The sequence below is a fragment of the Paraburkholderia atlantica genome, from assembly GCF_000092885.1.
Taxonomy (GTDB): domain Bacteria; phylum Pseudomonadota; class Gammaproteobacteria; order Burkholderiales; family Burkholderiaceae; genus Paraburkholderia; species Paraburkholderia atlantica.
Genome location: NC_014119.1, coordinates 38,894 through 64,704 on the forward strand (window position 1 = coordinate 38,894; position 25,811 = coordinate 64,704).

The window sequence follows — 25,811 nt, forward strand, 5'->3', positions numbered from 1 at the left end:
GAAGGCCGTTATGTCCGATACAGCCTATTCCGCGATTTCCCCAAGGGATACGCGTAGAACATTGCTTGCGTCGCTCGGCGATATCGTCGGCGCGCGCAACGTGCTCACCAGTGATGCGCAAACGCGCCGCTATCGCACCGGCTACCGTTTTGGGAACGGCCGCGTGCTGGCGGTGGCGCGCCCCGGCACGCTGGTCGAACAATGGCAGGTGCTAGCCGCATGTGTCGCGGCGCGGGCGATCGTCATCACGCAGGCGTCGAATACCGGACTGACCGGGGGTTCGACGCCTGACGGCGACGACTACGACCGCGACGTTGTCATCGTCAGCACGACGCGTATCCGCCGCGTGCATCTGATCGGCGGCGGGCGTCAGGTTGTCTGCATCGGCGGCACGACGCTCGATCAACTTGAACGCACACTGAAACCGCTCGGACGCGAGCCGCATTCGGTGATCGGCTCGTCGTGCATCGGCGCGTCGGTGCTCGGCGGCATCAGCAACAATTCGGGCGGCTCGCTGGTGCATCGCGGACCGGCATATACAGAGATGGCGGTGTTTGCCGCCGTCGATGCCTCGGGCAAGCTGCGGCTCGTCAACCATCTGGGAATCGAACTCGGCAACACACCCGAAGAGATTCTGTCGCGCGTCGAAGACGGCACGTTCACCGACGCGGACATTCGCAACGATGCGGCGGCTTCGGATCATGAGTACGCCACTCATGTGCGCAATGTCGATGCGCCCACGCCTGCGCGCTTTAACGCCGATCCGCGACGCCTGTTCGAAGCTTCCGGTTGCGCTGGCAAGCTGATGGTATTCGCGGTGCGTCTCGACACGTTTGCGGCGGAGCAGGGCGCGAAGGTGTTCTACATCGGCACCAACGACACGAGCGTGCTGACCGACATCCGACGCCATGCGCTCGCGAATTTCGCGCACCTGCCGATTGCCGGCGAATATCTGCATCGTGATGCGTTCGATGTTGCGCGAAAGTACGGGAAGGATCTGTTCGTCATCATCGACAGGTTCGGCACGGACCGGTTGCCGACGTTCTTCAATCTGAAAACGCGCTGCGACGCGTTGTTCGAGCGCCTCGGTTTCATACCGAAGCATCTGACCGATCGCGTGCTGCAATGGATCAGCGAACGTCTGCCGGATCATCTGCCCGCACGGCTCAACGCATATCGCGAGCAGTACGAGCATCATCTGATGCTGAAGGTGCCGGCGGCGGGCATCGAGGAAGCGCGCGCCTTCCTGTCGAAACGCTTCGCGCAATCCGGCGGCGCGTATTTCGAATGTACCGAAGAAGAAGGCCGCAAGGCATTTCTGCATCGCTTCGCGGCGGCGAGCGCGGCGGTGCGATACCGCGCGGTTCATCATCGCGAGGTCGAGGATATCGTCGCGCTCGATATCGCGCTACGACGCAACGATCGGGACTGGTTCGAGCGGCTGCCGAATGAAACCGAGCGCGCGATTGTGCTGAAGCTGTATTACGGGCACTTCCTGTGTCACGTCTTTCACCAGGACTACATTGTCGCCAAAGGCAACGACTGTCTCGCACTCGAACACGAGATGCTCGAGTTGCTCGATATTCGCGGTGCCGAGTATCCCGCCGAGCACAACGTGGGGCATCTGTACGAGGCCAAGCCGCAACTCGCAGAGTTCTACAGGAAGCTCGACCCGTGCAATTGTTTGAATCCGGGCATCGGAAAGACTTCGAAGTTCGCTGCCTATCGCGATTGCACAGTTGAAGCTTGATGGCGGTCCTTCGGGATACTGTTGAACATTTATGGAGCGCGTTCCTCGGGTTGCCGATGCAGCCTCCAGCCAGCAAGACCATCATGCTGCGGCTCGTCTTGGGTAGCGCCGACTTTGGTATCGGCTGGGGTCTGGCTGGTTTGCCCGGGACCTGCGCCGGTTGCGTTGAGCGCGGGCTACCCCAAGGCCGTTGGTTTTGTAGCTGCCATGGTTGCGGGCATGGCCGTCTACGAGCTTTTTGAGCGCGCGAAGTCAACGGCGCAGCAAGCTTAACGATGCGCCACGGGACCCGCCGGGGAGTCTACGTTGTCCCGGGAAGCGGGCTGGAAACAAGGACCGCAGCGGCCACCAGCGCGCCTGCCAGAACAACTGACTCGACATGCAGGATGACTGCGAACCGCTTCAACGGCTTTGCTGTGAATTCAGTTCGCTTGTCTTTCAGGGACGAGAGTAGCCCGGGCATTTCGAAGAACCGGTTGTGCCCCCCAAGCGCGGCGGCAGTAACTACGAGAGCAAGCTTAACCAGCAGGACTTGTCCGTATGTGGACGCCCACAGGTGCTCAAGTGCAGTGACTCCGCGCCAGCCGCTGTACGCGCCGGTGATAAGCAGGATGACCAGCGCGAACGTTGCGGCGTCAGAAAGCGACTGAACGAACGTCGCGGCTTTGGCACGCTCGGCGGTGGGCGCGATAAATACGCGGGGCACCACGATGTACGTTGTAACGAGGACGAGGCCCACCCACACGCTGATGGCAAGCAGATGCACCCAGTCCACCCACACCGGCAAACTAAAGACGCCAGCATCCACAGGGTGTCCGCCGTGACTGCGCGCCAGAGCAACGCCGGCGATGGCCAGCCAGAGAGCGGGCCTTGAATGAATCGGGCGACGACGTTGTGCGAACGACAGAATCACCACCACGAGCATCAACCCTGCGCCTGCCAACCAGGCATGGCCAAAGTCGGTTTCCACCAGCATTGAACGGATAGCGGGACCTGCCTCTGCGAGCGTCGATTCGCTCATCAGCGCGCAATGAATCCAGAATGCGAACGCACTGGACATCAGCGTGCTAAAGGAAGCGATGCGCACGGTGACAAGCAGGCGGCCACTGACGCTGCTCTGCCATCGCGAAGTGCTGCGGGACAGCCATCTGTCACTCAGCAGGGCACCGACAAGAACAGCGAAACCGATGTTCTGCAACGCTACCAACGCGAGCCGCAAAATGCCGAGGAAACCATCGTTCATCACTTCACCGCGAATGTGTAGGTGCCTTTTGTCTTGTGAGCATCATGCGTCATGACCGCCCATTGGACGGTGTACGAGCCGGAAGCAAGCTTCGGGACCGCAACGATGAGCTCGCGTGGGTTCGACGAATCGACGTTGGCCTTCTCCTTTGTCGCAGGCGCCCCGGACGCATCGACCACCTTGATTGTGCTGAACGACGACTCGAGGTCTTCGTTGAAAGTCAGACGCAGCATTTCAGGCGATGTGTCGATTGCGCTGCCGGCCGCTGGCGTGGCACTCTCCAGCTTGCCGTGGGCAAACGCGAGAGCGGGTGAAAGCACGACGGTGGTCGCTGCTGCAGTGACCAGCAGTTTCCGTAAATTGGTATTCACGATTGTTTCCTCTCAAGAGCAGATCGGGGCGTAGCCTGTATTGCGTCGCTGACACCCCCATTGAAATGTTCACTGTTTCTGCAGCTTCGTCACGGTGAGCGCGCCATCGATTTCTTCGGCCACGAAGTCAATCTTGTCGCCCACTTTCACCTGGGAAAGCATGACTGGGTCTTTGACCCTGAACACCATAGTCATGGCTTCCATATCCAGGTTTTTGAGCGGTCCGTGTTTGATGGTCAGCTTTCCGGCGGAGGTATCCACCTTCTTCACCTCGCCATGCGACATGCTGCTCGTCGCTTCTGCGTCCTGTTGTGCGCCGCTGGCCGTGTTCGTGTTGCCCGCGTCATCTGCGGCAAAGGCGGTCGCGGACACCGCGACGGCACAGCCCAGCAAAATAGAAGCAATCGCCTTCTTCATCATGTTCTCTCCCACAGTTGGATTTACAAATATCGGCCGGAGCCATGTCCGGCTCGCCAGGAAATCAGCTATCCGGCAGTTCAGCGGTGTACTCGTAGGCGACCGTCCCCTTCGGATGTTTGAACCAGCCCGGGTCGCGGTAGTCGTTCCGGCCGAGACCTTCGCGCACCTTGACGACGCTGAACATGCCGCCCATTTCCAGCGCGCCGAACGGTCCTGTTCCGGTCATCATCGGCAACGTGTTGTCGGGTAGCGGCATTTCCATGTCCCCCATTGAGCCGCCTGCGCTGCCCATCGCCATGTAGTCCGGCACGAGCTTGTTGATGCGCTTCGCGAGGTCTTTCTGCGGTACGCCAATGAAATTCGGTACCTGGTGGCCCATCGCATTCATCGTGTGATGCGACTTGTGACAGTGAAACGCCCAGTCGCCGGGGCGGTTCGCGGTGAACTCGATGGCGCGCATCTGACCGACTGCAACATCGGCGGTTACTTCCGGCCAGCGTGCGGAAGGCGGAATCCACCCGCCATCGGTTCCTGCGACCTCGAAGCTGTACCCATGAAGATGGATGGGGTGATTGGTCATCGTCAGGTTGCCGAAGCGGATGCGTACACGGTCTCCTGCTCGTACCGGCAGTGGGGCGATGCCGGGAAAGACCCGTGCGTTCCACGTCCACATGTTGAAGTCGGTCATTTCGTTGACTCGTGGCGTGAAGCTGCCCGGGTCGATGTCGTAGGCGGACATCAGGAACACGAAGTCGCGGTCTACCGGCATGACACTTCGGTCCTTGGGATGCACGATGAACGTACCCATCATCCCCATCGCCATCTGCACCATCTCATCCGCGTGCGGGTGATACATGAACGTGCCGTGCTTCTCAAGCTGGAACTCATAGACGAACGTCTTGCCTGGCGGAATGTGAGGCTGCGTCAGCCCGCCAACGCCATCCATCCCTGATGGCACCAGCATCCCGTGCCAGTGAACCGTGGTGTGTTCAGGCAGTTTGTTGGTCACGAAGATGCGGACCTTGTCGCCTTCGACCGCTTCGATGGTCGGGCCTGGCGCCTGGCCGTTGTATCCCCAAAGATTCGCCTTCATGCCGGGTGCCATTTCACGGACCACCGGCTCGGCAGTCAGGTGAAATTCCTTCCAGCCGTTCTTCATGCGCCACGGCAGCGTCCAGCCGTTCAGTGTCGCCACGGGCGTATAGGGGCGTCCATTGGGCGGTACCAGCGGTGGCTGTGTGGCGGTCTTTTCCATCGTGGGCGCTTCTGGAAGTGACGCTGCGCCACCCTTGCTGACCAACGCTGCGCCGAGCAGCGCTGCGCCCGAGCCGCCGAGAAAACTTCGACGTGAAACCATCTTCATTCACCTTTTGAATTCGTCGGCGACGCCGGTTGCATGGTTGGTGCCGACAATGGCGACTCCTGCGCCGGGGCCGATGGCGTTTGTGGGGCAGGGGAATCTGATGCGTCGCTACGCGGGGCGTCCGATGCCCGCGTCATGGCGAGCGGCGGAAGACGCCCCCCAAGCGACTGCTGCAGGTCCGTTTCCGCGAGCCAGAAGTCTTTCAGCGCGTCGATGTACCCGTTGACGGCAGTGACCTGTTCGCGTGAGTCGGCAAGCAGCTCGAACACGCTTGCGAGCATGCCGTTGTAACGCAGCAGCATTTCATCCGAGATGGTTTTGCGCACGGGCACCACCTCGTCGCGGTAGTGCCTGGCGACGTCATAGCTCGTCACGTAGGCGGAATACGACTCGCGTACTTCGGAGCGCGCATCAATCGCCGTCTGGGCGAGGCGGTTTGCGGACTGCATGTAGATGGCCTCAGCACGCGCGACCTTTGCGCTGCCCCAATCGAAGATTGGAATCTCGACGCTGATTTCGTAGCCGCGCTCATGTCCCTTGTCGGTCTCGAAATTGTTGAGATAGCCGACGTCGAGCGCATTGATAAACCGGGTTGCCTTGCTGAGCCCCAGAGAGCTGGCGACGCTTTGCGTGCGCTGCTTCGCCGCCTGAATGTCCAGGCGGTTCTGCATCGCGAAGCCCTCGAGGTCGTTGAGTTGCGGCCTGTCGTTTGGCAGGTCGGGCAGGCGTTCGGGCAACTTGAACTGGGTTCCTGAACCCCAAAGGCCCATCATGCGGGTGAGCTTTTCGCGAGCGATGACTGACTGCTGCCTTGCCTTTGCCACTTCCGCGACCGACTCCGCGTAGAAGGCCTGCTCGCGCGCATAGTCGAGCTTGCTGAAGTTGCCAGCCTGGCGCATCCGTAGGGCGAGTTCTGCCCCAGCCTCGGCGGAGTCCTTGACCTGAGCGGCGTAAAGGGCTGCCTGCTCCGCAGCCACAGCGCTCACATAGGCCTTTCGGGTGTCGGCGGCGACGGCGAGCATCGCGTTGGCAGTTTCGAGCCTGGTCTGTTCAAACCGTTGACTCTCGATGTGTGTCGCCACCGGCAGCGTGAGAATCCCTAAGACGCCCATGGAAAAGGTCCGGCTGATGCCGAAGCCATCGCTCCAGTGTGTCCGGCTGAACGTAAAGCCCGGATTGGGCAGGCGGCCAGCCTGAACAAGGTCGGCCTCGGAAATGCCGAGCTCGCCGTACGATGCCTGAAGTCCCCGGTTGTTCAGCAACGCGACCTGGACGGCATCATCCATCCCGAGCGGCTTCGACAGCAGTTCCTGTGTGCGCCTGAAGACCGCCTCGCGGTCTTCGTCGGTTTTCACGTAGACGACCTCTTTGCCAAGGCGCTCCGACGCTGTTGACGATACGGTGTTAAAGCCACCGTCCTTCGAGAAGGTCGTGCAGCCGGCCATGAACAGCGTCGCGAGGGCGATAGAGGTCGCGCGGCGGTGCGCGAGTAGTCGCATCATTCCGACTCGCCTCCGTGTTCGTGTTTCTTCCTGGCGGAAGCATCGCCTGATTGGTGACATTGCTGCATCCCGGCCCTGCCGTGACCGGGTGTAACTGCGCGGTTCAATGACTGCCAACTGGGTGCTTCGCCGTCCCAGTACGACCGGTAGCCGTCAAAGGCGGAGCGCACGGTGACGGCCGGCACCGATATCGCCGCATCAGTCGGGTCGGAAAGAGCCGTCGCGTGCGCGAGCAACGGCAGTACTGCGCTTGCGCCGAATAGCGCCGCAGAAATTGTTCGCATGAATTGCTCTCGTCATAAATCATCCGGTGTCTGTGAAAGACCCCGGAAGAGCTTGCTGGTCGCAGCGAATGGCCGCGAGTGCGAGGATTAGACGAGAATCAGGCGGGGAGGACGTTCAATGCCGCTGGTCAAGAACGACGCGACACGCGCAGCCGGAGACGGAGGGACGGGGAAGTGCGCCTGGTCAGTCCAGGCGGAGGCTGCAGGTACGACTGGTATGGCGGCACCGACGCAGCAGGAGGCACAGGTTAAACACCCGTGAGCATGGTGTACGCCGGTGTGGTCGTGCCCATGATGGCCATCATCGTCGGATACCAGCGCGTGTCCGTCGACTGAGTCGCCTCGATGGACATGGGGGGCGGTCGTGTCATCACCGACCGCTTCAGAAGCAGCACAAATCATCGAGACGGTCGCAAACGACTGAACCGGAAGGCTCAGTGTCAGTAGCACGACGAGAATGATTTTGCGCCAGTAGGACATAGGCGCGAAGTTTAGCACGGGCTTACGACCTGGTTAAGCGTGCGAAGGCGTCATTTCGTAACTGAAGGCTGGCCTCGGGCGGACTCAACGCTCTCGGCTAGGGACATTTCCGGTGTGGCCGTTGCGAGTCTACTTGACATTCCCACCGTGGGAATCTTCACGCTGTAAACAGACATCTATCACGTGGAGAGGAAAATGGAATTCAAGGTGGCGGACATGTCGTGCGGTGGATGTGCGAGCGCGATCAGCAAGGCAATTGCGAGCCTGGACCCGGCCGCGAAGGTACAAATTGACGTCGCAGCCAAAACAGTAACGGTCTAGTCGCCATCGTTGAACCAGGTGCAGCTTGCGTACGCAATCGAACAGGCAAACTTCCATCCAGTCGTCATCGCGCCTTAAGCGCAAAGGGGAGGGTCGCATGCGCCTCCTGCTGTTATGGTGACTTTGGCTATGTCTGTTCCGTCGCGTGCCGGGAGCTGAGAACGTCATCGTTCTCAACTCGGCAGACGCGAATGTGAACTTGATAGAAGAGTTTTGCACTGTTCCCCCGACGGTGGGTGATCGAGCCGGAGCAGTTTTGATCAGATCGCGAGCGCGTCGTTCGGCTTTCTCAGCGTCAGCTACCGTCTTTGAGCGACCGGGCCTGAGCACCCGCAATACCGGCGCCAATATATTGGGAGCTCCGCAAGCCGAACAAAGGTCGCTCCATGAACGCGTCGGTTATATCCGCTCTCGCTGCACTCGTCGGCGCCGGAATAGGCGGGCTTACTTCGGTGCTCGCGTCGTGGCTGACCCAACGCACACAGGTTCGCGCGGAGTGGCGGGTGGATGAGCGCGCGCGGCTGCAGGACCTATACAAGGATTTCATCGAAGAAGCGACGAAGTGCCATGTCGATGCGCTGCAACACAACGAGCCGGATCTCGCAGGGCTGCGGAACCTCTACGCGAAGATCAGCCGCATGCGCTTGCAATCGTCCCGTCAAGTCGCGGATGAAGCGGATATGATCGGGCGCAAGATCGTCGACACCTACCTCGCGCCAGATAAAACCTTCTTCGAGATTCGCGAGATGCTTGCGAATGGATCGATCGACATTCTCGGGAAATTTAGTGACGCGTGCCGGGCCGAATTCGAATCACTGCGCGCCCAGCAGTTCTGAATGAGACGCTTGTGATGGCTTCAGCGCGGTCTGAGTTCGACAGGCGCTTGCGCGCTTGCCGACACCGACCGCCTTCGTCAAAACGATTTCGTCACTGAGCGTCCGGGTTTCGTGCGTGGCGCGATCTGTGCCGCGATCACCGGCTGACTAACCTCGAAGGCCGTGAGGCCGCTAGAAAGTCCATGCAACGCCTTGTAGCCGAAGAACGCACATGCGAAAGTAACCGGATGCCTATGCCGCCTCGAACAACGGCTTAACCCCTTTCAATATCACTTGTCCTGTCGTGAGTTTCCCTGTGCTTGCCGTGCGACATGTCCCAAACGCAGGGGACTTACTGTGGTAGCGCATAAGCGATCACATAATCACCGAGCTTCGTACCAAACGAGCCGTGCCCGCCCGCTGCGATAACGACGAACTGGCGGCCGTTGACCGAGTACGTCATGGGCGTGGCCTGTGCGCCAGCCGGCAGGCGGGCTTGCCAGAGCAGCTTGCCGTCGTTCACGTCGAACGCGCGGAGATAGTAGTCCGCGGTCGCACCGATGAAGATCACGCCGCCCGCCGTCACTATCGGGCCGCCCAGCATCGGCATGCCCATCCTGAACGGCAACGGAATCGGCGAGCTGTCGCGCACGGTGCCAATGCGTTTCTTCCACACGATCTGGTTGGTCTTGAGATCGATCGCCGAGATGTAGCCCCATGCCGGCTGCTTGCACGGCAGCCTCAATGGCGACATGAACGCGTTGAGCGTCACGCCGTAGGGCACGCCGTATTGTGGCTGGATGCCCACCTCCGTGCCGCTACCCTTCGCGCCCGCCTGCGGCTCCATCGGGTTGCCCGGCCCGCGCGCAATCAGGCGCGAGACGAACGGCAATACGATCGGGTTCGCAACGGCGATCTGGCGGTCGGTGTCCAGCGCAAGACCGCCCCACTCGAACATGCCAAGGTTGCCCGGGAACACGAGCGTGCCTTGAAGCGAAGGCGGCGTGAACGTGCCTTCATAGCGCAGCTTGTGGAACATCACGCGGCACACGAGCTGGTCGTACATCGTGGCGCCCCACATGTCGGCGTCGGTGAGGTTTTTCAGCGGGCGGAACGTGAGCTGCGAGAACGGCTGCGTTGGCGAAACATGGTCACCGGGCGCAGCGCCCTGCGGCACCGGCATTTCAGGTGCGGGCACGACGAGCGCGCCCGTCCGACGGTCGAGCACAAACAGGCTGCCGGTTTTCGTGGGCGCGTACACCACGCCCACCGTCTTGCCATCCTTGTCGGTGATGTCCGCAAGGGTGGGCTGTGAGGGCTGGTCCATGTCCCAGAGATCGTGGTGCACGGTCGGGTAGAACCAGGCGAGCTTGCCCGTCGACGCATGCAGCGCAAGCAGACCGGTCGCGTAACGCTCCATGTCCGGCGTGCGGTCGCCGCCCCAGATGTCCGGTGTCTTCACACCCATCGGCAGATAGACGATGTCGAGCTTCGCATCGTAGGCTGCCGGCGCCCACGAGTTCGGCGAGTTCCACGTATAGTGCTCGCCCGGACCCGGAATCTTGTTGGGGTCCGCCGCGCCCGGGTCGAACGCCCACACCAGTTGGCCCGTGCGCACGTCGAAACCGCGGATCACGCCGGAGGGCTCGCGGTTCGAGAAGTTGTCCTCGACCGCGCCTGCCATGACGATCAGCTTTTTCGTGACGACGGGCGGCGAGGTGGGTTCGTACATACCCGGCGTGGTCACAGGCATGGCGTGCTGCAGGTCGAGGTCGCCGTTGTTGCCGAAGCCCGTGCACCGCTCGCCCGTGAGCGCGTCCAGCGCGTAGAGGTGGCCGTCGTTGACGGGCAGCAGGATGCGGCGCATGCAGGTGCCGTTGGGTGCGGATGGTGTCGCGGCGGCCGTGGTGTCGCTCGCGGGCGCTGCCGCGGCTTGCGTCGCAGAAGCAGGGTCGCTCGAGGATGCAGCTGCCTCGGCGCCCGAAGGCGCCGCTGCGTCGCTCGCGCTCGCCGCGCTCGCCGAAAGATCGATATACGACACGCCCCGGCAAGTGACATGCTGGAATGACGGATCGGCCTTGAGCCGGGGATCGAACTTCCATTTGAGTTCACCCGTCTTGGCGTCGAGCGCGAACAGGATCTGATGCGGTGAGCACAGGTAAACAAGATCACCGATCTTGATCGGTGTGACCTCGTTGGTGATCTCGACCGGATCGTTGGGCCCTTTCATGTCGCCCGTGCGGAGGGTCCAGGCAATCTGGAGGTTCTTCACGTTCGCAGGCGTGATTTGCTGCAGTGGCGAATAGCGCGTGCCTTGCTCGTCGCGGCCATAGGCGGGCCATTCGGAAGGCTGGATGCCGTCCGGATTCGGCGCGGGCGTGCCCCTGGAGCGCGCCAGTGTGCCGTTGATCTGCTGCGGATCGTTGAAGTGCGCATAGACGAGCACACCGCCACTCACGACGAGCGCGATGACGAGCGAAACCACGGCGAATTGCGAGGGTCGTTCGAGATGCCAGCGCGTGAGCAACAGCAGCCACACGCCGAACACCACCAGTACGTCCACGCGCGGTGCGAGCGCCCAGAAGTCGGGTCCGGACTCCCAGAGCGCCCAGAACACCGTGCCCATCAGCACGAGCGCATAGAGCACGAATGCCGAGGCGCTAGCGCGCCACAGCAGCCAGGCGAAGACTAGCAGCGCGACGCCGGTGACCACGTAATACGGCGAGCCGCCGAGCGAGAGCAGCCACGCGCCGCCGATCACCAGATAGACCGCCGTCAGCAGCGCGAACAGCAGTGAAATGACGGCGATGACGCCCGGCCGTTTCGATGGACTGGTCATGATCGCAATCCTCCTCGAGGAATGCCGGCTGCAATGACGCGAATCCGCACTCAGAACACATGCATCATGCCGATGTAGGCGCCAGTCTGCGATTCGCCAGGCAGCGGGCTCGTCGGCATCGCGTGACTCGCGGGATCATGAGACCCGTCACCATCGCCCTCACCACGTGGATTATAGAAGCCCGCGGCGGTATTGGTGAATGTTGGCGTGGTCAGTCGGAATTCGCGCAGCTCGTCGTGGATGCCGCGCACGTCGAAGAGCGGCGAGTGAGACGTGAGCATGATGCAGTCTGATCGGCCAAACTCGCCAGGAGCCCTCGGATCGTCGCTTTGCCGAGGCATTCGGCATCAGCTTCCGTGCCTGGTTTCGGAAGGCTTGCATTGGGCTTTTGCGGATCATCTTGCCGCGGCTGGCGATTGCCCGCCCCGGGTCACCCTGACAGGCGAGTACGGTTTCTTGAATGAATCACTTACGTTCGTTGTCTCGCAGGGCAAGCACGTCTGTCGCGCGACGAGTTGGAGATGCGACGGCGCCGCTTCGCGATGCACTCGAAGGCGCGGGCGTCGTGTTTACCGAGCAGGCGCGTCCGCACCGGGTTCTCCTCGGCGGTCGTTGCCTACTTCGAGGCTTGTACCTATAACGTAAGAGTCCTGGCTCAAGACGGTATCCGGCCGACTCTGCCATGAATATCCTCGACGCCCTACATCTCGCCCGCCTGCAATTTGCGTTTACGATCTCCTTTCACATTGTCTTCCCGGCAATCAGTATCGGCATGGCCAGCTTCCTGGCCGTGCTCGAGTGGCGATGGCTCGTCACACGCGACAGCGTGTACAAGGAGCTTTACGTCTTCTGGTCGCGCTTCTTCGCGGTTGGGTTCGGCATGGGCGTCGTCTCCGGTGTCGTCATGGCTTATCAGTTCGGGACGAACTGGAGCAGGTTCGCAAGCTTCGCCGGAAGTGTCACGGGTCCGTTGCTGACCTATGAAGTTTTGACTGCATTTTTCCTGGAGGCTGGTTTCCTCGGAGTAATGCTTTTCGGGTGGCGCAGAGTCAGTCCACGAGCACACTTTTTTGCCACTCTGATGGTCGCACTCGGAACGCTCGTCTCGACATTCTGGATTCTCGCGTCCAACAGCTTCATGCAAACGCCCCAAGGCTTTGTCATCGCGAACGGCCGCATCGTTCCAGTCGACTGGTGGAAGGTCATATTCAATCCATCGTTTCCGTTCCGGCTCGCGCACATGACGATCGCGGCATTCATCGTCACCGGATTTGTCGTTGCGGGGTGCGGAGCATGGCATCTGCTGAAGGGAAGACGAGACAAGGCCATCCTGACCAGCTTTTCGATGGCGCTTTGGATATTGCTTGTAATCACGCCGGTGCAGATCGCGGTGGGCGACGCTCATGGGCTCAATACGAGGAAGCATCAGCCAGCGAAAATCGCGGCCATCGAGGGACTATGGGAAACCGAAAGGGGCGGTACACCTCTTAATCTGATCGGTTTTCCGGATATGCAAGCCGAAGTCACGCGATTTACGGTGCAGGTGCCTCATCTGGGCAGTCTGATTCTCACGCACAGTTGGGATGGCGAAATTCTTGGACTCAAGGAATTTCCGCCACAAGACCGTCCTTACTCGCCGATCGTATTCTGGAGCTTCCGAATCATGGCGGGATTAGGCATGCTCATGTTGCTGACGGCGTTCCTCGGCCTCGTGCTTCGCATCAAGGGTCGTCTCTACGAAGCTCGATGGTATCAACGGGTGATGTTGCTGATGGGGCCGTCGGGAATCGTCGCGCTGCTGGCCGGTTGGGTCACGACCGAAGTAGGTCGTCAGCCATGGACTGTCTATGGCGTGCTTCGCACAGCCGATTCCGCCTCCCCGGTCAACGCGCAGCAAGTGGGCGTGTCGCTGCTGATTTTTCTTCTTGTGTACACGCTCGTGTTCGGTACCGGAGTCTATTACATGCTTCAGATGCTGAAGCGTGGACCGTCGGCGCACATCGAACAGGAGGAAACACGCGAGCATCCCGCGTTGAACAATCGTGCCCTCGATGCGATGAAACCTGGAGAGTTGACGTGACGTTGATCGACCTTCCAATCGTCTGGGCGTGCATCATAGGCCTAGGTGTGTTTATCTATGTGCTGCTCGACGGCTTCGATCTTGGCATCGGGCTTCTTTTTCCTTTCTTCGATGCCGCACAGGACCGGCAAGTGATGATGAACACAGTCGCTCCCGTTTGGGATGGTAACGAGACCTTCCTGGTTCTGGGTGGCGCAGGGCTCTATGGGGCGTTCCCGATCGCCTATTCAACCTTGCTCCCCGCGAATTACATGCCACTCATACTGATGGTCATTGGCCTGATCTTTCGCGGCGCCGCCTTTGAGATCCGAGGCAAGGCCACGCGAACCCAGCACGCCTGGGATCTGGCATTCATGGGTGGATCCGCTCTGGCGTCGTTCTGTCAGGGAATCGTATTGGGTTCATTGTTGCAAGGAACTGAGACCTTCAACGGTCAATTCGTCGGCGGCGCTTTCGCATGGCTGTCCCCCTTCAGTCTCTTCTGCGGAATCGGCGTACTCGTGACATACGCCACGTTGGCTTGTGGCTGGCTGATATTGAAGACCCAGGATGTTCTGCAGCGGAAGATGCGGTTCCTGATGACGCGCTTGATCTGGCTGCTGTCCGCGGTGATCGGCATCGTCAGCGTCTGGACGGTCATCGGATTGCCCGCGGTGGCGCATCGGTGGTTCGCGAGCGGTAACCTGGTATGGTTCCTTCCAGTCCCTGTACTCGTCGCGGCGTGTGTTTTGGGCGTCCTGCGCTCCGTTCGCCTCGAGCATGAAGCAACGCCTTTCTTGCTGACTCTCGGTATTTGCTTCCTTGGCTACAGCGGACTAGTGATAAGTATCTGGCCGAATATCGTGCCTCCTTCGATTTCGATATGGGAAGCCTCGTCCACCCATTCGAGCCAGCTCTTCATGCTCATTGGCACAGCCATCGTGCTTCCCGTTATTCTTGTCTATAACGCGATGCAGTATCGGGTGTTCAGAGGAAAGGTAACCGGGCGTGACCCGGGCTACCACTGACGATCTGTTCCTTCTTTGCTAGTGCGAATGCGTAGTGCTCATTGTCGCATTGCAGCCGTAACAAGGAGGTGAAACGGCAGAACAAGCAAACCCGTGCCCACGACGCCTAGCAACCAAAGTGCGACGAACCAGAGAAGCTGTCTTTTTTTCATAGGTACCGACGTTTGCCAGGCCGAAGATATTGCTTTCGGAAGTATAGGCGTCGCTCATAGGGAGGAAGCGAGTCGATCATTATTTGAGCTTCTGGCGCTCTTGTCCCGGCGACCTATATTATGGCGACGCTGCTGTTGCTGCTGCTCGTGATTCGCAAGCCGACCGCTCGCCGCGCACCGACGACGCTTATGTCTATGCGGACACCGTCGATATCGTGCCGGAGGTGAACGGGCGCGTCGTCGAGCTGGCCGTGCGCGATAATCAGGCAGTGAAAGAGGGTGATCTGCTGTTTCGCATCGACCCGCGCCCGTATCAGCATGCGCTCACGCGAGGCAAGGCGTCGCTCGTCGCGCTCGATCGTCAGATCGGCCTGACGCAACGCACCGTCAACGCGCAGCAGTACAACGCACAGTCCGTGCGCGCGGCTGTCGAGCGCGCGCGCCGCGGCGAATCAGGCCGCCGATACGCTGCATCGCATGGAGCCGCTGCTGTCGCACGGTTATGTGTCGGCGGAGGACGTCGACCGCGCCCGCACGGCGCAACGCGCGACGCAGGCCGAGCTGAGCGCCGCGCAGTTGCAGGCGCAGCAGGCGGTGGCGGCCGTCAGTGGCGTCGATGCGCTCGTCGCGCAACGCGCCGTCATCGAGGCGGAGATCGCGATCGCCGAACTTAATCTCGAATACGCGACGGTGCGCGTGCCGTTCGACGGGCGCGTCGTCGGGTTGAAAACATCGACCGGCCAGATTGCGACGGCACTCAAACCGGTCTTCACGCTGATTGATACACGACGTTGGTACGTGATCGCCAATTTCCGCGAGACGGAATTGAAGGGCATCAGAAAGGGAACGCCCCCCACTGTCTACCTGATGAGCGACGCGAACCAGCGCTTCGCGGGGACGCGGCGCTGCCCGCGACACTCTCCTACGAGCTGCTCGCCCGGCGCCCCGATCTTCAGGCGATGCGATGGTAGATCAACCTGATTCCGGGCCTCTATCTGCCGATCTTCGACGGCGGCCGGCTTAACGCCAACCTGAGCGGCGCGCGCGAGGCCAGCAACCTGCTCATCGAGCAATACAATCAGGCGGTCCTCAACGCGGTGCGCGATGTCGCCCTGACGGGCACCCGTCTGCAGTCGCTCGACGCCGAAGCCGGGTTGCAGAAGCGCCGGATCGAATCGGTGGCGTTCGCGAGGGACAGCGCCGAAGCGCATTACCGACGAGGATTGGCGAGCCGGCTCACCGCGCTCGAAGCGCGCCAGCCGGTCATCGCCGAACGCGTCGCGCTGCTAACGCTCGACGGTCAGATGATCAGTCAGGAGATCGCCTTGACGAAGGCGCTCGGTGGCGGCTCTCGCGCCGATCCGCCCGTCGAGCCGAGGCCGCGCTGAGCGGCGCTTACATGTGAGGTCAGGCCACGTGGACAACGACCCCGACCCGATCGGCGCGCGAATCTCGCCACGCGACGCCGTTACGGAAACCACGCGGGCTTCGATGGATGAGTACAGCCGGCCCCATGATGGGTCATTCCTGCGCTTTGCCGTTCGGGCGCTCAGACGCGGGTTTGCCCCGGCAATCGGCCACTCGATTTAGCGAAATATCCGGAAACCGCCGGTCATCAGTCGAACGTGATGAAGTCCTTGAAGATCAGTCGTCCCCAGTTATTTCCGCGCGCGTGCACGAGCAGTCCACCCTCCGAAAGCCCGCCAAGTTGGATTGGCGCGAAACCGAGTCTTTCCGCGAGCGCACCAATCTCCGCTGCGGCGCCGTCATCATCGCTCGCGAGGAACACGACTCGCCTGCCACCCTGTACGGCCGGGTCTTGGCCGAGGACGGCCGCAGCCAGGTGATTGAAGCCTTTCACCAGCCGGGCCCCGGTGAACGCGTTCGCGACGAAAGCCGAGGACGGGAGACCGTCCAGTTCCTCAGGCGGGGAGAACGTGTTCATCACGTCGACGACGGTCTTTCCGCTCCAGTTGGGCAGCGCCTTCGCGACCTCCGCGTACGACTCGAAACGGACAGCCAAAAAGATGATGTCCGCCTTGACGGCTTCCGCCAGGGTTTTGGGAATGACCGTAGGTCCGATCGCTGCTGCATCGGACGCAAAGCTTGCCGGGTCGCGCGTGGTTGCAACGGATACTTCGATGTCGTTGCCGGCGAACGCCCTGGCAAGTGCGTGGCCGATCTTGCCGAAGCCAATGATTGCGTAACTCATATGTTTCTCCATCGTTTCCCGGCGTGCTCAGAGCTTGTAACCGCCGCTCGCTTCAATCGTTTGGCCGGTCACCCAATGGCCTTCATCGGAGGCCAGGAACGCCACCACAGCCGCGATTTCTGAAGGCTCGCCAAAGCGGCCCAGCGCGATTTGCGCCTCAACCGCCTTGACGAGTTCGGGATTCGCCCGAAAATCGGCGTTCGCATCCGTTCGCGTGAAGCCCGGCGCTACGGCGTTCGCTGTGATGCCACGCGGCCCGAGCTCGATTGCGAGCGTATGGGTCAGGGTGTTGATCGCCGCTTTCGCCATCGAGTAGACGGGCGCAGCCGTCACGGGCTTCGTGGCGGCTGCCGAAGAAATGTTGATGATGCGTCCACCATCGGCGAGACGATCGAGAGCGGCCTGAATGATGAAGAAGGGCGCACGGGCGTAGACCGCCATCAGGGTGTCCCAACTGTCCGGCGTCGCGTCCTTGAAGCCAACCCAGCCGGAATTGCCAGCGTTGTTGACCAGAATGTCGAGGGCCTTGCTTCCGTTCCGCTTGGTGAACTCGTCGTCGAGTCTGTCGAACAAGGCCGGGACGGTCGCCGGATCAACGAGATTCGCATGGATCGCGAACGCGCTGCCTTGCGCTTTCTCGATTGCCGCGATCGCCTCGTCCGCGCTGGATTTGCTGGCGTTGTAGGTTAGCGCGACTGTCGCACCATCTTTTGCAAGACGCTCGGCGATGGCACGGCCAATGCCTCGTGATGCCCCGGTAACGAGAGCTGTTTTGCCCTTTAGAGATTGTGTCATCTGATTTTTCTCCTCAGAGTTGTGCCAAGCCACCGTCAACGGCGACCTCGCTGGCAGTCATGAAGCTGCTGTCCGACGACGCGAGAAAGGCGGCGACCGCTCCGATCTCCACCGGATCGGCCATACGCTGGAGCGGCGTCATCGCACCGTAGGCCTTCTGGCCATCTTCGCCTAGCGCCTCCTTCGCCAGTTCGGTCGCCGTCGCCCCGGGCGACAGCACGTTTACCCGGATGCCGGTGCCCTTCAGGTCCTCCGCCCACGTCCGCGCGAGATTGCGCACCGCTGCCTTGCTCGCGCTGTAGGCCGTGAATCCCGGGGCTCCTGTGGTGCCCGCGCTCGATCCGGTCAGGATGATCGAACCGCCAGAGCCCATCAGCGGCAGCGCCTTCTGGACCGTAAAGATCGTCCCCTTCACATTGGTGTCGAAGGTGTCGTCAATGTGCTGGCCGGTGATCTGTCCGAGCGGAAGCGGGCTTCCCGTCCCGGCATTGGCGAAGACGATGTCCAGGGTTCCGCGCTCGGCCTTCACCGCAGCGTAGAGTCGGTCGAGGTCGGCCAGCTCGGAGACTGAGCCCTTCACCGCGCGCGCATTGGGCCCGAGGGCGGCCACAGCGGCGTCGAGCGCATCCTGCCGGCGGCCGAACACGAAGACGAAGGCGCCCTCCTCGATGAAGCGCTTAGCCGCGGCGCGGCCGATACCGGTAGCGCCGCCGGTGATCACCGCGGTCTTTCCATGCAGTCTGTTGTTCATGTCACGCATCCTTCGAAACGAAAAGCGGGAAACAGGATTCTGCGGCTCTTGATTCATGAAGCCAATTGACTAAATATGGATATGTTCCATCTACTATTTAGATATCCATGCTCGACAACGTCACGATCAATCAACTTCGGGCCTTCGTCGCCGTGTGCGATCAGGGAAGCTTTTCCGGGGCTGCACGGGAGCTGAGGCGTGCACAGTCGGCGATCAGTCACGCGATCAACGCGCTCGAGAGCGCCTTCGATGTGGTGCTGTTCGAGCGCAACACTCGCAAAGCGACGCTGACCGCTGCTGGCCGCAGCCTCCTGCCTGATGCTCGCGGTGTGATCTCGCGCACCGAGGAAATGAAGATGCGTGCAGTTGCGATTGCTGAAGCCGGGGTCCCCCAGGTCTCGGTTGCCGTGGATACCTACTTTCCACGTGCACACCTGATCGAATGCCTGCGCACCTTGCAGGCGGACTTTCCAACGGTTGCAATCAATCTGCGCATGACGACCATGCAGGACGGCGAGCGTTTGGTTCGCGAAGGCATGTGCGCGTTGGCGGTGACGATCACGGACGTGCCGGAGCTGAGCCCCGGCACCATAGAAAGGCAGCATCTATGTGACGCGCAAATGGTGACCGTCTGTGCGCCATCCCATCCGCTGGCCTCAATCGCGGGGCCGATCCCGCGGGAGGAATTTGGCCGGCACATCCAGCTCGTCGTGACCGACAATCAGCCCGATGCGGAAAAGACCCAACAGGGGGTCGCCAGTGAACGCCAGTGGCGGGTGAATGACCTCGGCGCGAAGCACGATCTGCTCAGGGGAAGCTTGTGCTGGGGGCACATGCCGCGCCATCTGGTCGAGGAAGACCTCGCGAAGGGAACACTTGTCGAACTCCAACGGCGCGCATGGCACATGCGTCCCCTCACGTTTATGATCTCGCAGCGGCGCGGGTACTCGTTTTCCGAATGCGAGACACGGCTGGTCGAACTCCTTGGCAATCGTCATTCGCCCGATTCTGCTCGAACCGCTTAGCCGAAACAATTTCAGTCCCACCACGTCGACGCGCATGAGTATGCATCCGACTTTTCGTTCGTCTGGTTGATCGGATGCGGCAGGGGACCCGTTATCTGACACCCCTCGACAGACGAGTGAGAACAAATCCTCGGCGCGGATTAGCAAATCCGCCCATATAATTCCTGGAGGATCGCGGCTACAAGGCCATAGCTGCGGTCAAGATCTTAGCCTTTGGCAGGGTCTCCAGTCGTTGAATATCGGTCATCAACGCTTGGGCCTGCGCACTGCTCATTCCCGCCTTTGTCGTGCAATCGAGAAATTTTTGACGGAACTCGATGGGCGACATTGGATTCTTGGGTTCGCCTTTGGCAAATGCCACCGTTTTGGTAAACCTCCGGCCATCTTTCAGAGAAACGTCAAGGCGCGTAGCGCCAGGTCCACCGCCCGGACGTGCCAGGCTCTTGTCTTCCGCCGTTTTAATGCGTTTGACCGTAGCCAGCAGATCAGGGCGCCTGATCGCCGTCGTAGTGAAATGTTCGAATCCCACCTTATGGTCCACCAAGGCGCACGCCACTACCCAAGGATTGCTGAACTGTGCGTCCACGACAGATGTTAGGTTCTGCTTTTTGCTAAGCGGAAAATCGAGAAGCAGATACTCACCCGGTCCATTGTAGATGGTGATGCTTTCCACATCGGGTGCTTCAATTTTGTTCTCTGCAAACAGAGTCAGTGCAGCATCCACCGCTGTATGACTACCACGGCACGATGGCCATGGTTTGAACGAGACCTCAGTCGCGGCAAAAGTACTTCCAAGTCCTTCAAAGAGGAAATCGCGCGAATACTTGTTACCGTGAAACTGATAATAAAAGCCACGGGGGCCTTCCAGAATATTTTTGGCTCCCTGCACGCCCTGCTGAGATAGACGCGCAGCCATTACGCCGGCATAGGAAGCGAAGCCAGCGCCCATACGCTTGGTCAATGCACCGTCGAGATGTGCCTGGGAATTACCCGAAGCTTGATGAAATGCAATACCCAGTGCAGATACCATCTGATCACGCGTCAAGCCCATCAGCTTGCCTGCGACAAAAGTTGAAGCAAAATATCCATAAAGGCTGGTGTTGTGCCAGCCAACAATGAATGCATCGACGCCAGGCTGTGCCGAATTGGCCAGGCGGCAGGCAAGGTCCACGCCCAAAGCCGTAGCCGTAATTAGATCCCTGCCGCTGACATTGCCGAGCATATCAGTTACGGCCAATGCGGCCGGAATCGTGATGACTGAGGGGTGCATGAAAGACCGCTCATAGGTATCGTCATAGTCGAGCGCGTCACCCATGATTGCATTGACGCGAGCGGCATCCTGGGCGGGAACCAGAATATTGGTACCCCAGATGGCGGCTTCGCGCTTACCGGCCATATCGATGGTGAACTCGCGGATCTCTTTGGCTCCGGGCTCATTGGCGCCCCCTAGAGCCGCGCCCACTGTGTCCATAATCTGATTCTTGGTTATGGCAATCACCGCACTGGGCAGGTTGTCGTAAGTGGTCTGCAAACAATAATCCGCAAGTGCAACGATGTCATCCGGACCAGAGGATCTTTGTGCTGGAGGCTTCGGTGCTACCGTCGCATCAGCATAAGCGGACGCGGGAGTCAGCATCAATCCGCCTACCGATGCGATTGAGGTATGGATAAATGATCTGCGATTTAATTTCGTCATTTCGTTTCCTAAAACGGATTAGCGTCAACCATTGTTCTTGTATCTTCAGAGTCACTACCCGGCCCTGGCCCGAAAGAGCGGCCGATTGACAGTGCATCCGCCTGGTGATCATTGCGCATGACAAAACGAAGAGCCATTACCCCGGATTAATCCAGCCGAGAGATGGCAGCAGCGCAGGTGTGGTCAGCAGCGTCACCCGCCGCCCGCAAGGTCCTGTTTTGCGGATACGGGCGGCTTGACGTTATCCGCGACATCCACTTTCTGTGATCAAACTAGAGAGGCGGAAGCGTAGGTATCTACACTTCCGTAATTTGGATCAACGCAATAGCCAACCTATTTTGGGGGAGCGCACTCGGATTGATCACAACTTTCACTTGAGTTAATTTGGACGGCTGTTTTGTATACACAGATCGTATGCAATTCGATGCGATGTTGCACCTGTAAGCCAAAGACGGAAATAGGGTAAATCCCCGACCTACTGTTTCACAGGCCAAAGATTGCAAATCGTGTTTGGGGGACGCGCTGTGACCCAATGGGCCAGTCTTCACAGCGTTTTCAAGGAGGCGCGAGTAGCGAGTACAACGGGAAGTTCGGCGTTCCGCCTTGAGAATCGGGCCATTGCGCAAAGATCGCGAGCGTGTCCGGCGCACTGAAGTGCAGTTCAACCGTGTGGTGGCTTCGCGGTGCCGTCAACTCGCGCGTATGCTCTCCCCGGAAGCGATCGGACACGGCATTCGGATCAACGCGTTCGATTCCGGTGATGTCATTACCAACATCCAATGCTCATTCAACCGGACGGCTGGCATGGCCGGAGAGCGCCTATCGGGCGCGCGGCGCGCCCTAAAGAGATCGCAGAGATCGTGGCATTCGTCGCATCGATGCGGGCCAGCTACAAGTTCAAGCGCACGAGGCGTATTAACACAACGGTGCCGCGATGGCGGAGAGAGACAATGGTCCTCCCACGCCAACCATATTTCATCCCCTGATCTGTGTTCCTGGCTGATTACCGTGCGCTCGGTCCGTTTCGTCCACTGCTAATCCGATTACGCCGTTCCGTTCTATATGAATTCGCTCAACGCTTTCGCGAATTCAACAGGCTGCTCTTCCGGAACGTAGTGACCACAGTTAGTCGGTGCGGGCGTCATCGGCAAACGTCACATCCGGGAGGATCGCGCACAGCGATCAGTGCCGGCTCGCGGCCATTGTCGATCCGTCGACGGAAGCTGCGGCTTGTGCCGCCTCCCTGGGTGTGCCCCTTCGCAGGGACTATCGCGAACTGCTGGAGGAAGATCGCATCGACGCGGTCGTCGTGTGCACGCCAAATGGCACGCATGTAGAGATCGGTAGAGCTTGCATCAACCGGGGCATTCCAGTTTTAGTCGAAAAGCCTATCGCCGATGATCTGGCGTGCGCACGCGCTTTCGCCGACGCCTCACGCGTTGCGCGTGTCCCGGTGCTTGTCGGACATCATCGGCGGCACAACGCGGCGGTGCGCGCTGCAAAGAAAGCGATCGTCGAGGGGCGTATCGGCAACGTGGTGGCCGCCAACGTCATGTGCCTCGCTTATAAGCCTGAGGCCTATTTCTCGGTACCATGGCGCCGCCGCGCCGGCGGTGGTCCGATCCTGATCAACATGATCCACGAGATCGATCTGATCAGGCATCTTTGCGGTGAGGTCGTTACCGTGCAGGCGGCTTCAACGAACCGGACCCGCGGGTACGAAGTCGAGGACTCTGCGGCGTGCACCCTGGAGCTCGAGAGCGGGACAGTCGTCAACATCAGCCTTTCCGATACCGCCGCGTCCCCTTGGAATTGGGATACGGCTGCGGGGGAGGATCGGCAGCTCTTTGATTATCGGCCGGTGCCAACGCATTTCTTCGCAGGTACGGACGGTGCGCTTTCGTTGCCTGATTGTGCACTCTGGTCATATGCCGGCGAAAAAGGCCGCGACCGTCCCATTCATGATCAGCGCATATCAATGGAAGAGGGGAATGTGTATGCAAACCAATTGCGCCATTTCGTCGACGTAGTTCGCGGCACGGCCGAGCCGCTTACCAGTGCGCAGGATGCCACGCAGACGCTTGCGGTGACTCTTGCGGTGATGGAGGCCGCGCAGACCGGGCAAAAGATTGATTTGCGCACCGATGCGCGGTTCAAAGCAGCAGGAGGCGCTACTTAGAACGGTTGGGAGCATCAAAGAGGTCGCTTTGAGCCCAATCGCGAGCGTACCAATTGATATTGCAATCGTCGCCGCATACCTCGGCTGTCGCCCTGGCGACAGGATGATGCTGCTGCTGCGAATTGCACTGTCCAGATAAAAGACATATCACTGCGGTCGTGGAATGCGGCCGCGCCAAGGAGTAGATAATGGTCGAAAGTTCGAAGCTGGCAGACGAAAAGCGCTTGCTTGACGCACCCGTTGATGCGCTGACGCGTCTCTTTTACATCTTGGGCTCTCCCATCGCACATGTTCGCGCACCGGTGGTCTGGAGCACGCTCATGCGGCGGTATGGGGTGAACGCGTTGATGTTGCCTGCGGACGTGTCCGCTTCAAACTTCGATACGGTTATGAAAGGCTTGAAGCTCACCGAAAATGTCGACGGAGCGATCTTCACCATGCCGCACAAGGTCGCTGCGATGAATCACGCCGACGTTTTGACGGAGCGTGCGCGGCGCGTCGGTTCTCTGAATCTTCTTCGCCGACGCGCCGACGGTGCATGGGAGGGCGACAATGTCGATGGGGCCGGTTTTCTCGCGGGTTTGCGGGCGGACGGCGTTAGCCTGGACGGTGCCAACGTCTATCTGCATGGCTGCGGCGGCGTGGGCGGGTGCATTGGATGGACGCTCGCAATGGAAAATATCGCTAGCCTCACTGTCTATGATGTCGATGAACGCCGCGCGCGTGGTTTGGCGCGTTCCATTGCAGCTGTATCCAACGCGCGCGTGACATCCGGCTCGCCTTCGATGGCGGAAATCGATATCGCCATTAATGCGTCGCCCGTCGGTCTGGAAGCCGGCGATCCGTTGCCTTTCACTGTCGAAGCTCTGCCAGGGCATGCAACCGTTGCAGACGCCATCATGGAGCCTTCGATAACCGCGCTGCTCGGGGCCGCGCGTCGCCGCGGACTCCACGTTCATCAAGGACGAAATATGATGAATCACGCCATGCCGATAGCGGCGGATTTTTTCGGCTTGCCGGCGTCGTTCGACTGGAATGGAGAGACCCTGTACCGTGGTCTCGACGCTCAACGTGGGTGTATCCGCCACTGGCTGCAATCGAGTACATCAACCCAATGTCGCTCGCTGGGGTCGCAAGCATCATTCCCGAGACCGTTGTAGGCGCGTTCGAGAAAGGCGAGGTATTGCCAGTGTGGCTAATCTGGCTGCTGTTCGGCTTCGCGCTAAATTCGGTTCCGGACGTGGGTAGGCCGGTGCTTGCGCTCATCGATGGAATTGCGCAGACACTCTTCGGCATCCTGGCGATGATCATGCGACTCCCAGCTTGGTGCGTTCGGAGCGACGGCATTTACTGTGGGCCGTTTCGGTATCCGCGCGGGTGGCGCAACGACGAGCGAACTGTAGTCGATAGGCGTGCTGACGCTCGACTTGCCGCGAAGCGTCGACGCATCGCCAGCTACGTTGTCGCGCGCCGCTTAAGTGGCATGCAGAATTTCGCGAGCTGACTCGTAAAAGCGGCGCCCCGCTTCGGTCACGTTGAGCCGCCGCGTCATGCGCGCAAGCAGGCTCGCGCCAATTTCGACCTCGCGCCGCTGCATGTGCGTGCTTACCATGGTCTTGGCAAGCCGCAAGCGTTCGGCCGCCGCCGTCAATGATCCGGCCTCGACAACTTCGATGAACACGGCCAGCCGTTTCAGATTCACATTGCGTAGATCAGCCATGACATTGTCCACCTTCGAAGGACACTGAAATCATGATTGTCTATCTTCCGCGGCTCGAACACGCGCGCTACGCTGTGATTCCTGTCGCCGTCGTGCAGCGAGTTTTTTTCGAACCTGGAACTGATGCCATGCCCATTGCCCCTAAGCCGACTCGGCCGACCCGGCCGATCCGCCTCTACACCACACCCTTATCCGGTCACGGCCACCGGGTTTGGCTGTTCCTCGAAATGCTGCAAATTCCTTACGAGACCGCGCTTGTCGATATGGCCGCGGGGGAGAACCGCAAACCAGAGTTTCTTGCGATCAGTCCGTTCGGGCAGGTGCCAGTCATCGCAGACGGCGAGGTCGTACTGTTCGATTCGAACGCGATTCTCGTCTATCTCGCGAAGCGCTACGGCGATACCACGTGGCTACCCGACGATCCGCTGGGTGCAGCGGCCGTGCAGCGCTGGCTGTCGCTCGCAGCGGGGCAGATCGCATACGGTCCGTGTTCCGCGCGACTTGTCACGGTGTTCGGAGCGCCGCTCGATCATCAGACGGCCAAAGCGATTGCCGTCAAGTTGTTCGATGTGATCGAGCCGGAGTTCGCAGCGAAGGCTTTCGCGATCGGCGACCAGCCAACGATCGCAGACGTAGCGGCATACGCCTATATCGCGCATGCGCCGGAAGGCGGCGTCTCGCTCGAACCTTATCCGAATCTGCGCGCGTGGCTGCGCCGCGTCGAGGCGCTTCCGCATTTCGTGCCGATGCCGGCGACAAAGGCCGGATTGCTGGCTGAGTAGGCACGCTTACTTGTACGAGACCTA

The 25,811-nt window shown here is 60.3% G+C and carries 20 protein-coding genes and 6 pseudogenes; 13 read left to right on the forward strand and 13 right to left on the reverse strand.

The genetic code is table 11. The annotated features are described in order from the left end of the window. The first annotated feature begins 10 nt into the window (after positions 1–10). A complete protein-coding gene (gene dld / locus BC1002_RS27750; protein ID WP_013093311.1) occupies positions 11–1,750 on the forward strand; it encodes a D-lactate dehydrogenase in 1,740 nt (579 codons plus the stop codon). A 38-nt stretch (positions 1,751–1,788) separates the two neighbouring features. Beyond that, positions 1,789–2,023 (forward strand): annotated as a pseudogene (locus BC1002_RS39110) (DUF6691 family protein); the annotation flags it as partial. 28 nt (positions 2,024–2,051) lie between these two features. On the opposite strand, the gene BC1002_RS27760 reads toward BC1002_RS39110, so the two are convergent. The 6 genes from BC1002_RS27760 to BC1002_RS39825 all read right to left on the reverse strand — a co-directional run bounded on the left by BC1002_RS27760 (position 2,052) and on the right by BC1002_RS39825 (position 7,413). Continuing rightward, positions 2,052–2,993, reverse strand: a complete 942-nt coding sequence (locus tag BC1002_RS27760; RefSeq protein WP_013093312.1) for a copper resistance D family protein — start codon at positions 2,991–2,993, stop codon at positions 2,052–2,054. Further along, complete coding sequence (gene copC / locus BC1002_RS27765; RefSeq protein ID WP_013093313.1) at positions 2,993–3,364, reverse strand: copper homeostasis periplasmic binding protein CopC; 372 nt, start codon at positions 3,362–3,364, stop codon at positions 2,993–2,995. The genes BC1002_RS27760 and copC overlap by 1 nt, the downstream gene beginning before the upstream one ends. 69 nt (positions 3,365–3,433) lie before the next feature. Beyond that, a complete protein-coding gene (locus BC1002_RS27770) occupies positions 3,434–3,781 on the reverse strand; it encodes a copper-binding protein (RefSeq protein ID WP_041735824.1) in 348 nt (115 codons plus the stop codon). 64 nt (positions 3,782–3,845) lie between these two features. Beyond that, positions 3,846–5,141 carry a copper oxidase gene (locus BC1002_RS27775; RefSeq protein WP_013093315.1) on the reverse strand — a complete coding sequence of 432 codons (1,296 nt, stop codon included), beginning with the start codon at positions 5,139–5,141 and terminating at the stop codon, positions 3,846–3,848. 2 nt (positions 5,142–5,143) lie between these two features. Beyond that, the gene (locus tag BC1002_RS27780) at positions 5,144–6,649 is read right to left on the reverse strand and encodes a TolC family protein (protein ID WP_013093316.1); all 1,506 of its coding nucleotides are present in this window, start codon (positions 6,647–6,649) and stop codon (positions 5,144–5,146) included. A gap of 371 nt (positions 6,650–7,020) precedes the next feature. Further along, positions 7,021–7,413, reverse strand: a complete 393-nt coding sequence (locus tag BC1002_RS39825) for a hypothetical protein (protein WP_238538052.1) — start codon at positions 7,411–7,413, stop codon at positions 7,021–7,023. A 195-nt stretch (positions 7,414–7,608) separates the two neighbouring features. On the opposite strand from BC1002_RS39825, the pseudogene BC1002_RS37500 reads away from it, so the two are divergent. Together BC1002_RS37500 and BC1002_RS27790 are read left to right on the forward strand one after the other, a co-directional pair. Further along, a pseudogene (locus BC1002_RS37500) lies at positions 7,609–7,731 on the forward strand (heavy-metal-associated domain-containing protein); the annotation flags it as partial. Positions 7,732–8,120: 389 nt separating this feature from the next. Continuing rightward, positions 8,121–8,570: a hypothetical protein gene (locus BC1002_RS27790; RefSeq protein ID WP_013093319.1), complete on the forward strand. Its 450-nt coding sequence runs from the start codon at positions 8,121–8,123 to the stop codon at positions 8,568–8,570. Between the two features lie 331 nt (positions 8,571–8,901). Here the strand turns inward: BC1002_RS27790 and BC1002_RS27795 are convergent, their stop codons facing one another. Both BC1002_RS27795 and BC1002_RS27800 read right to left on the reverse strand, forming a co-directional pair. Next, positions 8,902–11,388, reverse strand: coding sequence for a glucose/quinate/shikimate family membrane-bound PQQ-dependent dehydrogenase (locus BC1002_RS27795; RefSeq protein ID WP_013093320.1), 2,487 nt, complete (start codon positions 11,386–11,388; stop codon positions 8,902–8,904). Between the two features lie 50 nt (positions 11,389–11,438). Further along, positions 11,439–11,702, reverse strand: a pseudogene (locus BC1002_RS27800) (hypothetical protein); the annotation flags it as partial. A gap of 368 nt (positions 11,703–12,070) precedes the next feature. On the opposite strand from BC1002_RS27800, the gene BC1002_RS27805 reads away from it, so the two are divergent. The 4 genes and pseudogenes from BC1002_RS27805 (at position 12,071) to BC1002_RS36780 (ending at position 16,015) form a co-directional block, all read left to right on the forward strand. Continuing rightward, the gene (locus tag BC1002_RS27805) at positions 12,071–13,468 is read left to right on the forward strand and encodes a cytochrome ubiquinol oxidase subunit I (protein WP_013093322.1); all 1,398 of its coding nucleotides are present in this window, start codon (positions 12,071–12,073) and stop codon (positions 13,466–13,468) included. Continuing rightward, on the forward strand, positions 13,465–14,475 hold the full coding sequence (gene cydB / locus BC1002_RS27810; protein ID WP_013093323.1) for a cytochrome d ubiquinol oxidase subunit II: 1,011 nt from the start codon (positions 13,465–13,467) through the stop codon (positions 14,473–14,475). The genes BC1002_RS27805 and cydB overlap by 4 nt, the downstream gene beginning before the upstream one ends. Positions 14,476–14,747: 272 nt before the next feature. After that, positions 14,748–15,527: pseudogene (locus tag BC1002_RS27815) on the forward strand (multidrug transporter subunit MdtN); the annotation flags it as partial. A 131-nt stretch (positions 15,528–15,658) separates the two neighbouring features. Then, on the forward strand, positions 15,659–16,015 hold the full coding sequence (locus BC1002_RS36780; RefSeq protein ID WP_337999526.1) for a TolC family protein: 357 nt from the start codon (positions 15,659–15,661) through the stop codon (positions 16,013–16,015). Positions 16,016–16,242: 227 nt separating this feature from the next. On the opposite strand, the gene BC1002_RS27825 is transcribed toward BC1002_RS36780, so the two are convergent. The 3 genes from BC1002_RS27825 to BC1002_RS27835 are packed head-to-tail and all read right to left on the reverse strand — an operon-like array spanning position 16,243 to position 18,394. Continuing rightward, on the reverse strand, positions 16,243–16,839 hold the full coding sequence (locus BC1002_RS27825; RefSeq protein WP_013093324.1) for an NADPH-dependent F420 reductase: 597 nt from the start codon (positions 16,837–16,839) through the stop codon (positions 16,243–16,245). A 27-nt stretch (positions 16,840–16,866) separates the two neighbouring features. Then, entirely contained in the window at positions 16,867–17,634 is a 768-nt protein-coding gene (locus BC1002_RS27830) for an SDR family NAD(P)-dependent oxidoreductase (protein ID WP_013093325.1), read from the reverse strand. A 13-nt stretch (positions 17,635–17,647) separates the two neighbouring features. Further along, positions 17,648–18,394: an SDR family NAD(P)-dependent oxidoreductase gene (locus BC1002_RS27835; protein WP_041735558.1), complete on the reverse strand. Its 747-nt coding sequence runs from the start codon at positions 18,392–18,394 to the stop codon at positions 17,648–17,650. 98 nt (positions 18,395–18,492) lie between these two features. Here BC1002_RS27835 and BC1002_RS27840 point away from each other — a divergent pair, with 98 nt between their 5' ends. After that, positions 18,493–19,410, forward strand: a complete 918-nt coding sequence (locus tag BC1002_RS27840; RefSeq protein WP_013093327.1) for a LysR family transcriptional regulator — start codon at positions 18,493–18,495, stop codon at positions 19,408–19,410. 178 nt (positions 19,411–19,588) lie between these two features. Here the strand turns inward: BC1002_RS27840 and BC1002_RS27845 are convergent, their stop codons facing one another. Beyond that, positions 19,589–21,106, reverse strand: a complete 1,518-nt coding sequence (locus BC1002_RS27845; RefSeq protein ID WP_238538053.1) for an MmgE/PrpD family protein — start codon at positions 21,104–21,106, stop codon at positions 19,589–19,591. Positions 21,107–22,238: 1,132 nt separating this feature from the next. Between BC1002_RS27845 and BC1002_RS27850 the strand changes: the two genes are divergently transcribed. The 3 genes and pseudogenes from BC1002_RS27850 to BC1002_RS39125 all read left to right on the forward strand — a co-directional run. Then, the gene (locus BC1002_RS27850) at positions 22,239–23,285 is read left to right on the forward strand and encodes a Gfo/Idh/MocA family protein (protein WP_013093329.1); all 1,047 of its coding nucleotides are present in this window, start codon (positions 22,239–22,241) and stop codon (positions 23,283–23,285) included. Positions 23,286–23,473: 188 nt separating this feature from the next. Beyond that, positions 23,474–24,445, forward strand: a complete 972-nt coding sequence (locus BC1002_RS27855; protein WP_013093330.1) for a shikimate dehydrogenase family protein — start codon at positions 23,474–23,476, stop codon at positions 24,443–24,445. Further along, positions 24,421–24,670, forward strand: a pseudogene (locus tag BC1002_RS39125) (cation:dicarboxylate symporter family transporter); the annotation flags it as partial. The gene BC1002_RS27855 and the pseudogene BC1002_RS39125, both read left to right, overlap by 25 nt. On the opposite strand, the pseudogene BC1002_RS36790 reads toward BC1002_RS39125, so the two are convergent. Continuing rightward, positions 24,664–25,005: pseudogene (locus BC1002_RS36790) on the reverse strand (LysR family transcriptional regulator); the annotation flags it as partial. The pseudogenes BC1002_RS39125 and BC1002_RS36790 overlap by 7 nt on opposite strands. A gap of 128 nt (positions 25,006–25,133) precedes the next feature. On the opposite strand from BC1002_RS36790, the gene BC1002_RS27865 reads away from it, so the two are divergent. Then, positions 25,134–25,787 carry a glutathione S-transferase family protein gene (locus tag BC1002_RS27865; RefSeq protein ID WP_041735830.1) on the forward strand — a complete coding sequence of 218 codons (654 nt, stop codon included), beginning with the start codon at positions 25,134–25,136 and terminating at the stop codon, positions 25,785–25,787. Positions 25,788–25,811 lie beyond the last annotated feature (24 nt).

What these genes read in the sequence shown, in the direction of transcription:
- BC1002_RS27780 (WP_013093316.1), bottom strand. Translation starts at nt 6,649, where the DNA reads ATGATGCGACTACTCGCGCACCGCCGCGCGACCTCTATCGCCCTCGCG.
- BC1002_RS27790 (WP_013093319.1), top strand. Translation starts at nt 8,121, where the DNA reads ATGAACGCGTCGGTTATATCCGCTCTCGCTGCACTCGTCGGCGCCGGA.
- BC1002_RS27865 (WP_041735830.1), top strand. Translation starts at nt 25,134, where the DNA reads ATGCCCATTGCCCCTAAGCCGACTCGGCCGACCCGGCCGATCCGCCTC.
- dld (WP_013093311.1), top strand. Translation starts at nt 11, where the DNA reads ATGTCCGATACAGCCTATTCCGCGATTTCCCCAAGGGATACGCGTAGA.
- BC1002_RS27855 (WP_013093330.1), top strand. Translation starts at nt 23,474, where the DNA reads ATGGTCGAAAGTTCGAAGCTGGCAGACGAAAAGCGCTTGCTTGACGCA.
- BC1002_RS27770 (WP_041735824.1), bottom strand. Translation starts at nt 3,781, where the DNA reads ATGAAGAAGGCGATTGCTTCTATTTTGCTGGGCTGTGCCGTCGCGGTG.
- BC1002_RS27830 (WP_013093325.1), bottom strand. Translation starts at nt 17,634, where the DNA reads ATGACACAATCTCTAAAGGGCAAAACAGCTCTCGTTACCGGGGCATCA.
- BC1002_RS27835 (WP_041735558.1), bottom strand. Translation starts at nt 18,394, where the DNA reads ATGCGTGACATGAACAACAGACTGCATGGAAAGACCGCGGTGATCACC.
- BC1002_RS27845 (WP_238538053.1), bottom strand. Translation starts at nt 21,106, where the DNA reads ATGACGAAATTAAATCGCAGATCATTTATCCATACCTCAATCGCATCG.
- BC1002_RS27805 (WP_013093322.1), top strand. Translation starts at nt 12,071, where the DNA reads ATGAATATCCTCGACGCCCTACATCTCGCCCGCCTGCAATTTGCGTTT.
- BC1002_RS27775 (WP_013093315.1), bottom strand. Translation starts at nt 5,141, where the DNA reads ATGGTTTCACGTCGAAGTTTTCTCGGCGGCTCGGGCGCAGCGCTGCTC.
- BC1002_RS27825 (WP_013093324.1), bottom strand. Translation starts at nt 16,839, where the DNA reads ATGAGTTACGCAATCATTGGCTTCGGCAAGATCGGCCACGCACTTGCC.
- BC1002_RS39825 (WP_238538052.1), bottom strand. Translation starts at nt 7,413, where the DNA reads ATGTCCTACTGGCGCAAAATCATTCTCGTCGTGCTACTGACACTGAGC.
- BC1002_RS27840 (WP_013093327.1), top strand. Translation starts at nt 18,493, where the DNA reads ATGCTCGACAACGTCACGATCAATCAACTTCGGGCCTTCGTCGCCGTG.
- BC1002_RS27795 (WP_013093320.1), bottom strand. Translation starts at nt 11,388, where the DNA reads ATGACCAGTCCATCGAAACGGCCGGGCGTCATCGCCGTCATTTCACTG.
- BC1002_RS27760 (WP_013093312.1), bottom strand. Translation starts at nt 2,993, where the DNA reads ATGAACGATGGTTTCCTCGGCATTTTGCGGCTCGCGTTGGTAGCGTTG.